General features: G+C 71.5%; 14 protein-coding genes. All 14 read left to right on the top strand.

Features of this window, described 5'->3' with window-relative positions:
• Positions 1 to 143: 143 nt before the first annotated feature.
• The 14 genes from fliE (at position 144) to fliR (ending at position 11,945) form a co-directional block, all read left to right on the top strand.
• Entirely contained in the window at positions 144 to 512 is a 369-nt protein-coding gene (gene fliE / locus IB242_RS06365; RefSeq protein WP_192277112.1) for a flagellar hook-basal body complex protein FliE, read from the top strand.
• An 18-nt stretch (positions 513 to 530) separates the two neighbouring features.
• Positions 531 to 2,258: a flagellar basal-body MS-ring/collar protein FliF gene (fliF, locus tag IB242_RS06360; RefSeq protein ID WP_192277110.1), complete on the top strand. Its 1,728-nt coding sequence runs from the start codon at positions 531 to 533 to the stop codon at positions 2,256 to 2,258.
• A gap of 10 nt (positions 2,259 to 2,268) precedes the next feature.
• Positions 2,269 to 3,258, top strand: a complete 990-nt coding sequence (fliG, locus tag IB242_RS06355) for a flagellar motor switch protein FliG (protein WP_255523454.1) — start codon at positions 2,269 to 2,271, stop codon at positions 3,256 to 3,258.
• Positions 3,255 to 3,884: a FliH/SctL family protein gene (locus IB242_RS06350; RefSeq protein WP_192277106.1), complete on the top strand. Its 630-nt coding sequence runs from the start codon at positions 3,255 to 3,257 to the stop codon at positions 3,882 to 3,884. The genes fliG and IB242_RS06350 overlap by 4 nt, the downstream gene beginning before the upstream one ends.
• On the top strand, positions 3,881 to 5,293 hold the full coding sequence (fliI, locus tag IB242_RS06345) for a flagellar protein export ATPase FliI (protein ID WP_192277103.1): 1,413 nt from the start codon (positions 3,881 to 3,883) through the stop codon (positions 5,291 to 5,293). The genes IB242_RS06350 and fliI overlap by 4 nt, the downstream gene beginning before the upstream one ends.
• The gene (fliJ, locus tag IB242_RS06340; protein ID WP_192277100.1) at positions 5,290 to 5,745 is read left to right on the top strand and encodes a flagellar export protein FliJ; all 456 of its coding nucleotides are present in this window, start codon (positions 5,290 to 5,292) and stop codon (positions 5,743 to 5,745) included. Before fliI ends, fliJ begins: the two co-directional genes overlap by 4 nt.
• The gene (locus IB242_RS20825; protein ID WP_192277097.1) at positions 5,742 to 6,878 is read left to right on the top strand and encodes a flagellar hook-length control protein FliK; all 1,137 of its coding nucleotides are present in this window, start codon (positions 5,742 to 5,744) and stop codon (positions 6,876 to 6,878) included. Before fliJ ends, IB242_RS20825 begins: the two co-directional genes overlap by 4 nt.
• 420 nt (positions 6,879 to 7,298) lie before the next feature.
• The gene (locus tag IB242_RS06330) at positions 7,299 to 7,751 is read left to right on the top strand and encodes a flagellar basal body-associated FliL family protein (RefSeq protein ID WP_225540257.1); all 453 of its coding nucleotides are present in this window, start codon (positions 7,299 to 7,301) and stop codon (positions 7,749 to 7,751) included.
• Between the two features lie 105 nt (positions 7,752 to 7,856).
• A complete protein-coding gene (fliM, locus tag IB242_RS06325) occupies positions 7,857 to 8,876 on the top strand; it encodes a flagellar motor switch protein FliM (RefSeq protein WP_192277094.1) in 1,020 nt (339 codons plus the stop codon).
• Positions 8,873 to 9,208, top strand: a complete 336-nt coding sequence (fliN, locus tag IB242_RS06320; RefSeq protein WP_192277090.1) for a flagellar motor switch protein FliN — start codon at positions 8,873 to 8,875, stop codon at positions 9,206 to 9,208. The genes fliM and fliN overlap by 4 nt, the downstream gene beginning before the upstream one ends.
• Before the next feature lie 5 nt (positions 9,209 to 9,213).
• Positions 9,214 to 9,621 carry a flagellar biosynthetic protein FliO gene (gene fliO, locus IB242_RS06315; RefSeq protein WP_192277774.1) on the top strand — a complete coding sequence of 136 codons (408 nt, stop codon included), beginning with the start codon at positions 9,214 to 9,216 and terminating at the stop codon, positions 9,619 to 9,621.
• A gap of 2 nt (positions 9,622 to 9,623) precedes the next feature.
• The gene (gene fliP / locus IB242_RS06310) at positions 9,624 to 10,385 is read left to right on the top strand and encodes a flagellar type III secretion system pore protein FliP (protein ID WP_192277088.1); all 762 of its coding nucleotides are present in this window, start codon (positions 9,624 to 9,626) and stop codon (positions 10,383 to 10,385) included.
• Between the two features lie 483 nt (positions 10,386 to 10,868).
• Positions 10,869 to 11,138 (top strand): flagellar biosynthetic protein FliQ, encoded by a 270-nt coding sequence (locus IB242_RS06305; protein ID WP_192277086.1) that lies wholly within the window; start codon positions 10,869 to 10,871, stop codon positions 11,136 to 11,138.
• A 12-nt stretch (positions 11,139 to 11,150) separates the two neighbouring features.
• Complete coding sequence (fliR, locus tag IB242_RS06300; RefSeq protein WP_192277083.1) at positions 11,151 to 11,945, top strand: flagellar biosynthetic protein FliR; 795 nt, start codon at positions 11,151 to 11,153, stop codon at positions 11,943 to 11,945.
• Positions 11,946 to 12,036 lie beyond the last annotated feature (91 nt).

The following is a 12,036-nucleotide window of genomic DNA, read 5'->3' as shown; positions in this document are numbered from 1 at the left end:
GATACGGGGGCCACCTCTCCTCCCGGCTGCCGGGCACTGGGGTCGCGGCCGTCGATAGCGGCGCGCCGGGATGCCGTCGCCGTTCCGGCACGCGAATTGCATTCACCTTCACGACGCCCCTGCGCCAACGTGATGCCGACGCCATGAGCCATTCGATCGACTCGGTCCTGTCCCAGATCCGCAGCTACCAGACGCAGCTCGGTCAGGGTGCGCGCCCGGTCAACGACGTGGTCCGCGGCGATGCCATCGACGTGCGTGCGCTCCAGCAGGGCCCGGCGGTGTCGTCGGTGCCCAGCTTCAGCGAGACCCTGCGCGGTGCGCTGGAAGGCGTGAACGGCGCCCAGCAGCGCGCCGGCGCGCTGGCCCAGGCCTTCGAGCGTGGCGAGCCGGGGGCCGACCTGGCCCGGGTGATGATCGCCTCGCAGCAGTCGCAGGTGGCCTTCCGCGCGACCGTCGAGGTCCGCAACCGTCTGGTACAGGCGTACCAGGACGTCATGAACATGCCGCTGTAATCCCGGGAACCCAGCGAAATGGCGCTTTCGATCTCCAAGGAATCGTTCAACACCGAGCAGGCCAGCGAGAAGGCCGCGTTGGCGATGGTCAAGCTGCAGGAGATGCAGCTGCTGCGCAAGCTCGGGATGATGCTGATGATCGCGCTGGCGGTCGCGGCCGGCCTGTTCGTGTTCTTCTGGTCGCAGAAGCCGGACTACAGCCCGCTCTACACCGGCCTGGACCCGAAAGCCACCGCCGAGGCGACCGACCTGCTGCGCGCCGCGCAGATCCCGTTCAAGCTCGACCAGGCCACCGGCGCGATCTCGGTACCGGAGAAGAACCTGCACGACGCGCGCCTGAAGCTGGCCGGCTCGGGCATGGCCGAGAGCGGCCGCATCGGCTTCGAACTGATGGAGCGCGACCCGGGGTTCGGTGTCAGCCAGTTCGTCGAGAACGCGCGCTACCAGCACGCGCTGGAAACCGAGCTGGTCCGCACCATCGCCACCCTGCGTCCGGTCCGCGACGCCCGCGTGCACCTGGCCATCCCCAAGCCCAGCGCCTTCACCCGCCAGCGCGAGGCGGCCAGCGCCTCGGTGGTGCTGGATCTGCGCTCCGGTGCCGCGCTCGAACGCAACCAGGTCGATGCGATCGTGCACCTGGTGTCCTCCAGCATCCCGGACCTGGCGCCCGAGCGCGTCACCGTGGTCGACCAGAACGGCCGCCTGCTCAGCCGCGACGGCGCCGACTCGGCTTCGGAACTGAGTGCGGTCCAGTTCGAGCAGGTGCGCCGCCAGGAAACCTCGTACAACACCCGCATCCGCGAGCTGCTCGAACCGCTGACCGGCCCCGGCCGCGTCAACGCCGAGGTCACCGTGGACATGGACTTCTCGGTCACAGAGGAGGCGCGCGAGTTGTTCAACGGCGAGCCGCCGAAGCTGCGCAGCGAGCAGGTCAGCGAGAACAGCACCGCCGCCGAAGGCCCGCAGGGCATTCCCGGCGCGACCAGCAACACCCCGCCGGGCGCAGTGGCCGGCCAGCAGGCCGACGGCACCCCGGCGCCTGGCGCGGCTGCTGCTGGCGCGCCTGGCGCCACCGCCGCGGCCGCCGCACCGACCGAGTCCGCCCGCAGCGCGACCCGCAACTTCGAGCTCGACCGCACCCTGCAGCACACCCGCCAGCCGGCCGGGCGCCTGCGCCGCGTCACCACCGCGGTGCTGGTCGACCACGTGCCGCGTGCCGGCGCCGACGGCAAGCCGGTGATGCAGGCGCTGTCCGAGCAGGAGCTGGCCCGGGTCGAGGACCTGGTCAAGCAGGCGGTCGGCTTCGACGCCGCCCGTGGCGACGTGGTCTCGGTGATGAACGCCCCGTTCGTGCGCGAGACCCCCGAGGCGAGCGAGCCGGCGCCGTGGTGGCAGGACCCGCGGATGCAGGACTGGCTGCGCCTGGGTGTCGGTGCGCTGATCGTGCTGGTCCTCGCGTTCGGCGTGCTGCGTCCGGCGATCCGCCAGATCGTCGGGCCGACCAAGAAGCCCGAAGCGCTGACCAGGGAGACACCGGCCGAAGCCGAACTGACCCTGCTCGACGACGAGGACACCGCCGCGCTGGCCAACGACACCGCGGTCATCGGCAGCAGCGCGCCGCCGCAACCGATGGCCCTGCCGTCGGATGCCTACGAAGATCGCCTGCGCAGTGCGCGCGAGGCGGTCAAGACCGACTCCAAGCGGGTCGCCCAGGTGGTGAAGGACTGGTTGGGCAATGAAGTCTAACGACGACGATCTGAGCGGCGTGCAGCGCGCCGCGGTCCTGCTGCTCTCGCTCGGCGAAGGCGATGCGGCCGAGGTGCTCAAGCACATGGGCGCCAAGGAAGTGCAGAAGCTCGGCCTGGCGATGGCCACCATGGCCGGCGTGACCCGCGAGCAGGTCACGCGGGTGATGGAGCAGTTCGAGCAGGCGCTGGACCGGCAGACCTCGCTGGGCGTGGGCGCCGACGACTACATCCGCAACATGCTGATCCAGGCCCTGGGCGCGGACAAGGCCAGTGGCCTGATCGACCGCATCCTGCTCGGCCGCAACACCACCGGTCTGGACACGCTGAAGTGGATGGACCCGCGCTCGGTCGCAGACCTGGTGCGCAACGAGCATCCACAGATCATGGCGATCGTGCTGTCGCACCTGGACCCGGACCAGGCGGCCGAGACCCTGAAGATGCTGCCCGAGCGCACCCGCGCCGACGTGCTGCTGCGCATCGCCACGCTGGAAGGCATTCCGCCGAACGCGCTCAACGAGCTCAACGAGATCATGGAGCGCCAGTTCTCCGGCAACCAGAACCTGAAGTCGTCCAACATCGGCGGGGTCAAGGTGGCGGCCAACATCCTCAACTTCCTGGAAAGCGGCCAGGACCAGTCGATCCTGGGCGAGATCGCCAAGGTCGACCAGGAGCTGGGCCAGCGCATCCAGGACCTGATGTTCGTGTTCGACGACCTGGTCGAGCTGGAAGACCGCGAGCTGCAGACCCTGCTGCGCGAGGTGTCCGGCGAGCGCCTGGGCATCGCCCTGCGCGGCGCCGACGTGCGCGTGCGCGAGAAGATCACCCGCAACATGTCCGCGCGCGCCGCCGAGATCCTGCTCGAGGACATGGAGGCGCGCGGTCCGGTGCGCCTGACCGATGTCGAGGGCGCGCAGAAGGAGATCCTGACCATCGTCCGCCGCCTGGCCGATGAGGGTGCGATCACGATGAGCAGCGGCGGCGGCGAGGAACTGGTATGAGCAACGTCGTCCGCTGGCTGGCGCCCGAACTCCACGTCGGCAAGGTGCAGGCACCGGTGCTGGAGCCCGAGGTGGCGCAGGACGTGCCGGTGCTGCGCCCGCCGACGCTGGAGGAAATCCAGGCGATCGAGGATGCGGCCCGCGAAGAGGGCTACCAGGCCGGCCTGGCCAGGGGCCACGAGGAAGGCTTCGCGCAGGGCCAGGCCGAGGTCCGGCGCCTGATCGCGCAGATCGACGGCATCCTCGACAACTTCACCCGACCGCTGGCGCGGCTCGAGGACGAGGTCACCGCCGCGCTCGGCGAGCTGGCCGTGCGCATCGCCGGCAGCCTGGTCGGACGCGCCTACGACGCCGATCCGGTGCTGCTTTCGGACCTGGTGTCCGAGGCGGTCGACGCGGTCGGCGGTGCTTCGCGCGAGGTCGAGGTGCGCCTGCACCCGGACGACATCGCCGCGCTGGCCCCGCTGATGGCGATGATGACCGGCATCCGCCTGGTGCCGGATCTGGCGCTGGGCCGCGGCGACCTGCGCGTGCATGCCGAGGCCGTGCGCATCGACGGCACCCTGGAAGCGCGCCTGCGCGGCGCGCTGGAACGCGTGATCCACAAGTCCGGAGCCGCCGCATGAGTCCGCCTCCCGCCCCCGCCACGCTCAACATGCCCAGCGCGGTCCCGGCCGACTGGCTGCAGGCCCGCAACCTGCGCCTGGCCACCCGGCTGGGCGCGATCGACCTGGACCAGGCCGGTGGCCGCGGCCTGATCCGCGAAGGCATCCTGCGCCGCGCGGTCGGCCTGACCCTGGAAGCGGTCGGCTGCGAGGCGCCGATGGGCGCGACCTGCAAGGTCGAGGTCGCCGACGGCGGCTGGGTCGAGGCCGAGGTCGTCGGCTTCGCCGGCGAACGCACCTCGCTGATGCCCAGCGCCGAGCTGCACGGCCTTCTGCCGAACGCACGCGTGGTGCCGGTGCGCCGGCGCGGCGGTGTCGAGATCGGCGAAGGCCTGCTCGGCCGCGTGATCGACAGCGACGGCGTGCCGCTGGACGGCAAGGGCCCGATCCGCGCCGAAGGCAGCGTCGGCATGGCCGGCGTGTCGATCAACCCGCTGGCGCGCGAACCGATCACCCAGCCGCTGGACGTGGGCGTGCGCGCGATCAACGCGCTGCTGCCGATCGGCCGCGGCCAGCGCGTCGGCCTGTTCGCCGGCTCCGGCGTCGGCAAGTCGACGCTGCTGGGCATGATGACCCGCTTCACCTCGGCCGACGTGATCGTGGTCGGCCTGATCGGCGAGCGCGGCCGCGAAGTGCGCGATTTCGTCGAAAGCACACTGGGCGAGGAAGGCCTGCGCCGCGCGGTCGTGGTCGCCGCCCCGGCCGACCGGCCGCCGCTGGCGCGCCTGCACGGCGCCTACCGCGCCACCGCCATCGCCGAGTGGTTCCGCGACCAGGGCCTGAACGTGCTGCTGCTGATGGACTCGCTGACCCGTTTCGCCCAGGCCCAGCGCGAGATCGGCCTGTCGGTCGGCGAGCCGCCGACCACCCGCGGCTATCCGCCGTCGGTGTTCGCCAAGCTGCCGGCGCTGGTCGAGCGTGCCGGCAACGGCGCCAAGGGCCGCGGCTCGATCACCGCGTTCTACACGGTGCTGACCGAAGGCGACGACCCGCAGGACCCGATCGCCGATGCCGCGCGCGCGATCCTCGACGGCCACATCCTGCTGTCGCGCCGGATCGCCGACGCCGGCCTGTATCCGGCGATCGACGTCGAGTCCTCGGTCAGCCGCGTGGTCACCGAGATCGCCGACGCGACCTGGCGCGACCGCATCCGCGGCCTCAAGCGCCTGATCGCCGCCTACAACGCCAACCGCGACCTGATCGCGATCGGCGCCTACCAGCGCGGCGCCGACCCCGCGGTCGACGAGGCGCTGGCGCGCTGGCCGGAGATCGTCGAGTTCCTCGGCCAGGACATCGCCCACGCCGCCGACCTGGACCATAGCCGCGACGCGCTCGCGGACCTGCTGCAAGTGAAGGAGACCGCCGCATGATGCAGTCCCGCCGCATCGACCCGCTGCTGCGCCGCGCGCAGGAGCACGAGGATGCCGTGGCCCGCGACCTGGCCGAACGGCAGCACGCCCATGCCCAGCAGGAATCGCGGCTGGACGAGCTGCGCCGCTACGCCGAGGAGTACGCCTCCAGCCAGATGGCCGCCACCAGCCCGGCCCAGCTGGCCAACCGGCGTGCCTTCCTGGAGCGCCTGGAAAGCGCGGTCGAGCAGCAGAGCCGGACCGTGGACAGCAGCCGCGAGCGGGTCGAGGCCGAACGCACCCGGCTGCTGCTGGCCAGCCGTGACAAGCAGGTGCTGGAGCAGCTGGCAGCCAGCTACCGCGCGCAGGAGCGCGTGGTGGAGAACCGGCGCGAGCAGCGGGTGATGGACGACCTCGGCGCGCGCCTGAGCCGTGCCAACCGCGATGCCGCGCAGGGAGAGGAGCCGGCGTGAACGTGTCTTCCGCTCCTCCTGCGGCGGCCAGCAGCGGCCCCGCTTCCTCCTCCTCGTCGTCCGACACCGGCGCGCCGGCCGACGGCAGCTTCGCGGCGCTGATCGGCGCCGGCACGGCGCCCACCGCCGAAGGCCGCCCCACGCCAGCCGCGTCGGCCAGACCCGGCGCGGGCACGGCCCGGGCGACGCCGGCCGCCACCGATGCGGTGCCCGGACAGCCGGCCGACGCCGAGGCGCTGGCGCTGGAGGCGGCAACCCCCCAGCTTCCACTGCCCACCGCGACGGAGCTGCAGGACAGCCTGGACGACGACACCGCGGCGCTGCCGGACTGGCCCCCCCCGGGGCTGGCCAGCCTGCTCGGCCTGGCGCCTCCGGCCACGCCGGACCCGGCCAGTGCGCCGGTGCCGCAGGGCGACCTGCCTGCCGCACGCGGCGGTGGCACGGCGCAGCCGCTGGTTTCGCCTTTCCTGCCTGGTGCCGCCGCACCGGGAGCGTCGGCAGCCGCTGCGACGGCCACCGCGCCCCTCACATCGGATGCGGTGGCCCAGGTCGCCGACCAGGGCGCTGCCGCGCTGGCGCTCGACGCCGGCCTGCAGGCCGCGGTCGACGGGCCGGAAGCGCCTGCCTTCGTGGTGATCGGCTCCACGCCGGCCCCCGCACCGGCCGCCGCGGGGGCTCCGGCCACGCTGCCGGCGTCGCTGCCGCAGCCGGACCTGCATGGCGAGGCCTTCGCCGACGACGTCGGCGCCAACCTCAGCTGGATGGCCGACCAGAAGATCGGCCACGCCCACATCCGCATCTCGCCGCAGGACATGGGCCCGATCGAGGTGCGGCTGAACCTGGATGGCGACCGGATCTCGGCCGACTTCACCGCCGCCGCGCCGGATGTCCGCCAGGCGCTCGAACAGGGGCTGCCGCGCCTGCGCGACATGCTCGGCCAGCAGGGTTTCCAGCTGGCGCACGCCGGTGTCGGCCAGCAGCATGATGGCGGACGTGGGCAGGATGCCGAGGGCACGGCACGTGGTCGCGGTAACGACGGCAATGGCCTTGGCGGCGTGGAGGGCGGCGGCGACGCCCCGCTGCTCACCGCCGGCCAGCTCCGCCTGCGCGGTCTGCTCGACGCCTACGCCTGATCACCCGCGTCGAAGCGCTGCGGACGTTCCCGCAGCGCCCATCGCGCGGCAGGCAGGTACCCGCCGTCGCCAGCGCCATGCGGCCCGCTCGCGCCGACCACGCGGCAGGATGGGCACGCGCGGCCGGTACCGGCCAGCCCACCGGGCCTGCGGGGCCCGCTACGACGGCCGCCAGGGCGCGCCGGCCCGCCTGCGACGGCGTGGGCTCGGCGACCTGACCCGCGCTCCGGCCGCCGGGCGCTCACCGCCCCCCTGCGTCAACACTCCGTCACCACATCGCTGAACGCCCGCGCCGGGTGGCCGTCGCCGGAGCGGCACGCGCTTTGCATCTGACTCCGGGCATTCCCCAGGAGATCCATCGTGGCCGCAGCCGACAAGAAGGCCCCCGCCAGTGCCCCCCCTGCCAAACGTGGTGGCAAGCTGCCGCTGATCATCGCCGGCGTGGCCGTGCTGGCCGCCGGCGGTGCCGGTGGCGGCTGGTTCCTCAGCTCGCGCAAGGCCGCCGAAGCCGAGGCCGCCGCGATCGAGGCGGCCAAGCCCAAGCTGCCGGCCCCGGCACAGTACCTGGCGCTGGAGCCGCCGTTCGTGGTCAACCTCGACAGCGGGACCGCCGGCCCGCGCTATCTGCAGGTCGAGATCCAGCTGATGACCCGCGACGCGGCCTCGCTGGCCGACCTCGAGCGCCACGCCCCGGCGATCCGGGCGCGCCTGCTGATGCTGCTCGCGCAGCAGACCTCCGAAAGCATCGCCGACCGCAGCGGCAAGGAGAAGCTGCAGGGCCAGGCGCTGACCGAAGTGCAGAAGCTCATGCAGACCGAGACCGGCAAGCCTGCGGCCGAAGCGCTGCTGTTCACCAGCTTCGTCACCCAGTAAGGGCCAGCGCATGTCATCGATCCGCGTACAGCTCGCATCGCATCCGGGACACCGCCGGAGCGCATGGCGTGGCCCGGCCGGGACGGCCTCGCAGGAGAGGCGGGGATGAGCATCAACGATCTGCTGTCGCAGGACGAGATCGATGCGCTGCTGCACGGCGTCGATTCGGGCGCGGTCGACACCGATCCGTCCCCGTCCGCGCCGGGCGAGGCCCGCAGCTACGATTTCGCCAGCCAGGACCGGATCATCCGTGGTCGCATGCCGACCCTGGAAATGGTCAACGAGCGCTTCGTGCGCCTGTGGCGGATCGGCCTGTTCAACCTCATCCGCCGCTCGGCCGACCTGTCGGTGCGTGGGATCGAGCTCGTCAAGTTCGGCGAGTACCTGCATTCGCTGTACGTGCCGACCAACCTCAACCTGATCAAGTTCAAGCCGCTGCGCGGCACCGGCCTGATCGTGTTCGAACCCAAGCTGGTGTTCTCGGTGGTCGACAACTTCTTCGGCGGCGACGGGCGCTACCCGACCCGGATCGAGGGCCGTGAGTTCACCCCGACCGAGATGCGCGTGATCCAGCTGCTGCTCAAGCAGACCTTCGCCGACATCCACGAGGCCTGGGCGCCGGTGATGGACGTGGACCTGGAGTACATCAACTCCGAGATCAACCCGCACTTCGCCAACATCGTCACTCCGCGCGAGTACGTGGTGGTCAGCCGCTTCCATGCCGAGCTCGATGGCGGCGGCGGCGAGATCCACATCACCCTGCCCTACTCGATGCTCGAGCCGATCCGCGAACTGCTCGACGCCGGCATCCAGAGCGACCGCATCGACCGCGACGAAAGCTGGAACACGACCCTGCGCGACCAGCTGCGGCTGGCCGAGGTCGACGTCTCCAGCGTGCTGGCCGAAAAGCGCATCGACCTGCGCCAGCTGACCCAGCTCAAGGTCGGCGACATCCTGCCGATCGACCTGCCCTCGCAGGTACCGATCTGCGTGGAGGACGTGCCGGTGTTCACCGGCGAGTTCGGCATCGCCAACGGCCGCAACGCGGTCAAGATCATCAGTACCCGTCCCCCCGGAACCCACGAGCCGCGCGCGGAACGCAACGACGAGGAAACGCCAGAATGAACTCCACCGATCCCTTCGCCAGCGCCGCGGCGTTCGACCAGCTGCAGCCTGAAAGCAACGGCGAGCTGCGCGACCTGAACCTGGACGTCATCCTCGATGTGCCGGTCACCCTGTCGCTCGAGGTCGGCCGCGTGCGCATGCCGATCCGCAACCTGCTGCAGCTCAACCAGGGCTCGGTGATCGAGCTGGAGCGCGGCGCCGGCGAACCACTGGACGTCTACGTCAACGGCACCCTGATCGCGCATGGCGAGGTGGTGGTGATCAACGACCGGTTCGGCGTGCGCCTGACCGACGTGGTCAGCCCCAGCGAGCGCATCCGGAGACTGCGATGAGCCTGCTGGCGGGACTGCTCGCCGTCGCCGCCCCGGCCACGCGCCCGGCGGTCGAGGTCGGCAGCCATGCGCCGCAGGCGCCCGGCCTGGCCGGCGCGTTCTTCGCGCTGCTGCTGGTGCTGGGCCTGATCCTCGGGCTGGCCTGGCTGCTGCGGCGGATGCCCGGCAGCGGATTCCGCCCGGCCGAGGGGCTGAAAGTGGTCGCCAGCCTGCAGGTCGGCGCCAAGGAACGCATGGTGGTGGTCGAGGTCGGCGGCCAGCAGCTGCTGCTGGGCGTGTCGGCCGGCGGCGTGAGCCTGCTGCACACCCTGCCCGAACCGCTGCCGCAGGCGCCCGCGCCGTCGCTGCCGGATTTCAAGAACCTGCCCAACTTCGCGCAGATGCTCGCCCAGCGGCTGCGCAGGGATTCCTGACCATGCTGCGCCGCGCCCTTCCGCTGCTGTTCCTGCTGCTCGCGCTGCTGCCGGTGCTGGCCTCGGCCGCGCCCGCGGTCCCGCAGGTGCCCGCCTTGCCCGACGTCACTGTCGGCCGCATCGGCGACGCCCCGGTGAGCCTGCCGCTGCAGACCCTGCTGCTGATGACGGCGATCACCCTGCTGCCGTCGCTGCTGCTGGTGATGACCGCCTTCACCCGGATCATCATCGTGCTGGCCCTGCTGCGGCAGGCGCTGGGCACCGGCCAGACTCCGTCCAACCAGATCCTGGTCGGCCTGGCGCTGTTCCTGACCGCGATGATCATGATGCCGGTGTGGCAGAAGGCCTGGGACAGCGGCTTCGGCGCCTATCTCAACGGCGAGATCGATTTCCGCACGGCCTGGGACCTGGGCACCGCCCCGCTGCGCGCGTTCATGCTCGCCCAGGTCCGCGAGACCGACCTGATGACCTTCGCCGGCCTGGCCGGCCACGGCACCTACAGCGGCCCCGACGCGGTGCCGTTCCCGGTGCTGGTCGCCTCGTTCGTCACCAGCGAGCTGAAGACCGCCTTCGAGATCGGCTTCCTGATCTTCATCCCGTTCGTGGTGATCGACCTGGTGGTGGCCAGCGTGCTGATGTCGATGGGCATGATGATGCTGTCGCCGATGCTGGTCTCGGCACCGTTCAAGATCCTGCTGTTCGTGCTGGTCGACGGCTGGGTGCTCACGGTGGGGACGCTGGCGGCGAGCTTCAACGTGTCCTGACGCAGCCCGCCGCGCCGTTCTGGCGTCCGGCCGTCGCGTGATCGTCCGGTGCTCCGCCCTGGCCGTTGCCCGTTGCTCTCTTCGTCCTCGACGCTCCAGTGCCGTGAAGCGCGCAAGGCATCGCGGTGGCGCTGCGGGCGGACGGGCCCGCGTGTCGGGGCGGAGTGTCTCGCGCCGCCCCGGCCGCCGCCAGGCACGCCGGGGTGCGGCGTGTCGCAGCCACATCGGCTCGCGCACCGGCCCTGACCGTTTCGGGTCGCTTTCTGGAAGGACGCCCCGCTCCCGCCCGCTCGGGCGCGTGCTGGATCCGCTGTTCAAGCGCTTGCCGCGCTGCGCCAGCGTCGCGTTGACCTTGTGCGCACAACGACCTCCGCGCTGTTGCGCTGCCTGCTTCCGTCTCGTCGAAAGCCGGCAAACCGCCGCATCGAGGTCGCCGCCGGAATGCCGCCATCGCACTGGCACCGTCCTTGCATCCTCCTGCCCATGACGCCCGAACTCGCCCTTACCGAACTGCGCCGTGGCCTCGAGGTCGTTCTCTGGGTCGGTGGTCCGCTGCTGGTCGCCGTGCTGGTGGTCGGCGTGGTGGTGGGCATCGTCCAGGCCGCGACCCAGATCAACGAGCCGACGATCGCCTTCATCGCCAAGGCCGTGGCCCTGACCGCCGCGCTGTTCGCGACCGGCAGCTGGCTGCTCGGCTATCTGGTCGACTACACCATCGCGCTGTTCCAGCGCATTCCACATCTGATCGGCTGAGCCGGGCGCGACGTGGATCCTGCAACCGCCATGATCGTCGACGGCCAGCAGGCCTTCGGCATGATCGGGACCGTGCTGTGGACCATGCTGCGCACCGGCGCGATGCTGATGGCGATGCCGCTGATCGGCACCCGTGCGGTGCCGCTGCGGATCCGCGGCCTGCTCGCTGGCGCCCTGGCGATGGCGCTGGCGCCGATCCTGCCCACCCCGCCGCCGGGCAATGGCCTGGATGCCGCCGCCGTCCTGGGCGTGGCCCGCGAACTGGCGCTGGGCGTGGCGATGGGCTTCACCCTGCGGCTGATGTTCGAGGCCGGGGCGCTGGCTGGCGAACTGATCTCGCAGGGCATGGGCCTGTCGTTCGCGCAGATGAACGACCCGCTGCGTGGCACCAGCTCCGGCGTGATCTCGCAGTGGTTCTACGTGGCGTTCGGCCTGCTGTTCTTCGCCGCCGACGGCCACCTGGCGATGATCGCGCTGCTGGTGCGCAGCTACCAGGCACTGCCGATCGGCACGCCGCTGCCGGACGCCACCGCCATGCTGGCGGTGATCCCCGACCTGTTCGTCGTGGTGCTGCGCGGGGCGCTGAGCCTGGCCCTGCCGGTGATCGCCGCGATGCTGGCCACCAACATCGCCTTCGGCGCGCTGTCCAAGGCCGCGCCGGCCCTGAACCCGATCCAGCTCGGCCTGCCGGTGGCGGTGCTGCTGGGCCTGTTCCTGCTGGCGGTGCTGGCCGGCGAACTGGCCGGACCGATCCAGGGGCTGTTCAACCAGGCGTTCGGCTACGCCGAGCGGGTCTACAGCACCTGACGCGTCATGGTGCGCCTCGGGCCATGCCGGAGGCGGCGCCCGATTCAAGTTGCGGTGGCCCGGTCCGATAAACGCTTTCAGACGGGTCGTC

The organism is Xanthomonas sp. XNM01 (genome assembly GCF_014851915.1).
Taxonomy (GTDB): domain Bacteria; phylum Pseudomonadota; class Gammaproteobacteria; order Xanthomonadales; family Xanthomonadaceae; genus Pseudoxanthomonas.
Note: the sequence above shows the minus strand (reverse complement) of the source record. Positions and strands in the feature narration are given on the sequence as shown.

Bases quoted from the DNA above. Each gene is read 5' to 3' on its own strand.
- fliJ (WP_192277100.1), top strand. From the start codon at position 5,290: ATGATGCAGTCCCGCCGCATCGACCCGCTGCTGCGCCGCGCGCAGGAG.
- fliP (WP_192277088.1), top strand. From the start codon at position 9,624: ATGCTGCGCCGCGCCCTTCCGCTGCTGTTCCTGCTGCTCGCGCTGCTG.
- fliI (WP_192277103.1), top strand. From the start codon at position 3,881: ATGAGTCCGCCTCCCGCCCCCGCCACGCTCAACATGCCCAGCGCGGTC.
- fliM (WP_192277094.1), top strand. From the start codon at position 7,857: ATGAGCATCAACGATCTGCTGTCGCAGGACGAGATCGATGCGCTGCTG.
- fliN (WP_192277090.1), top strand. From the start codon at position 8,873: ATGAACTCCACCGATCCCTTCGCCAGCGCCGCGGCGTTCGACCAGCTG.
- fliE (WP_192277112.1), top strand. From the start codon at position 144: ATGAGCCATTCGATCGACTCGGTCCTGTCCCAGATCCGCAGCTACCAG.
- IB242_RS06305 (WP_192277086.1), top strand. From the start codon at position 10,869: ATGACGCCCGAACTCGCCCTTACCGAACTGCGCCGTGGCCTCGAGGTC.
- fliF (WP_192277110.1), top strand. From the start codon at position 531: ATGGCGCTTTCGATCTCCAAGGAATCGTTCAACACCGAGCAGGCCAGC.
- IB242_RS06350 (WP_192277106.1), top strand. From the start codon at position 3,255: ATGAGCAACGTCGTCCGCTGGCTGGCGCCCGAACTCCACGTCGGCAAG.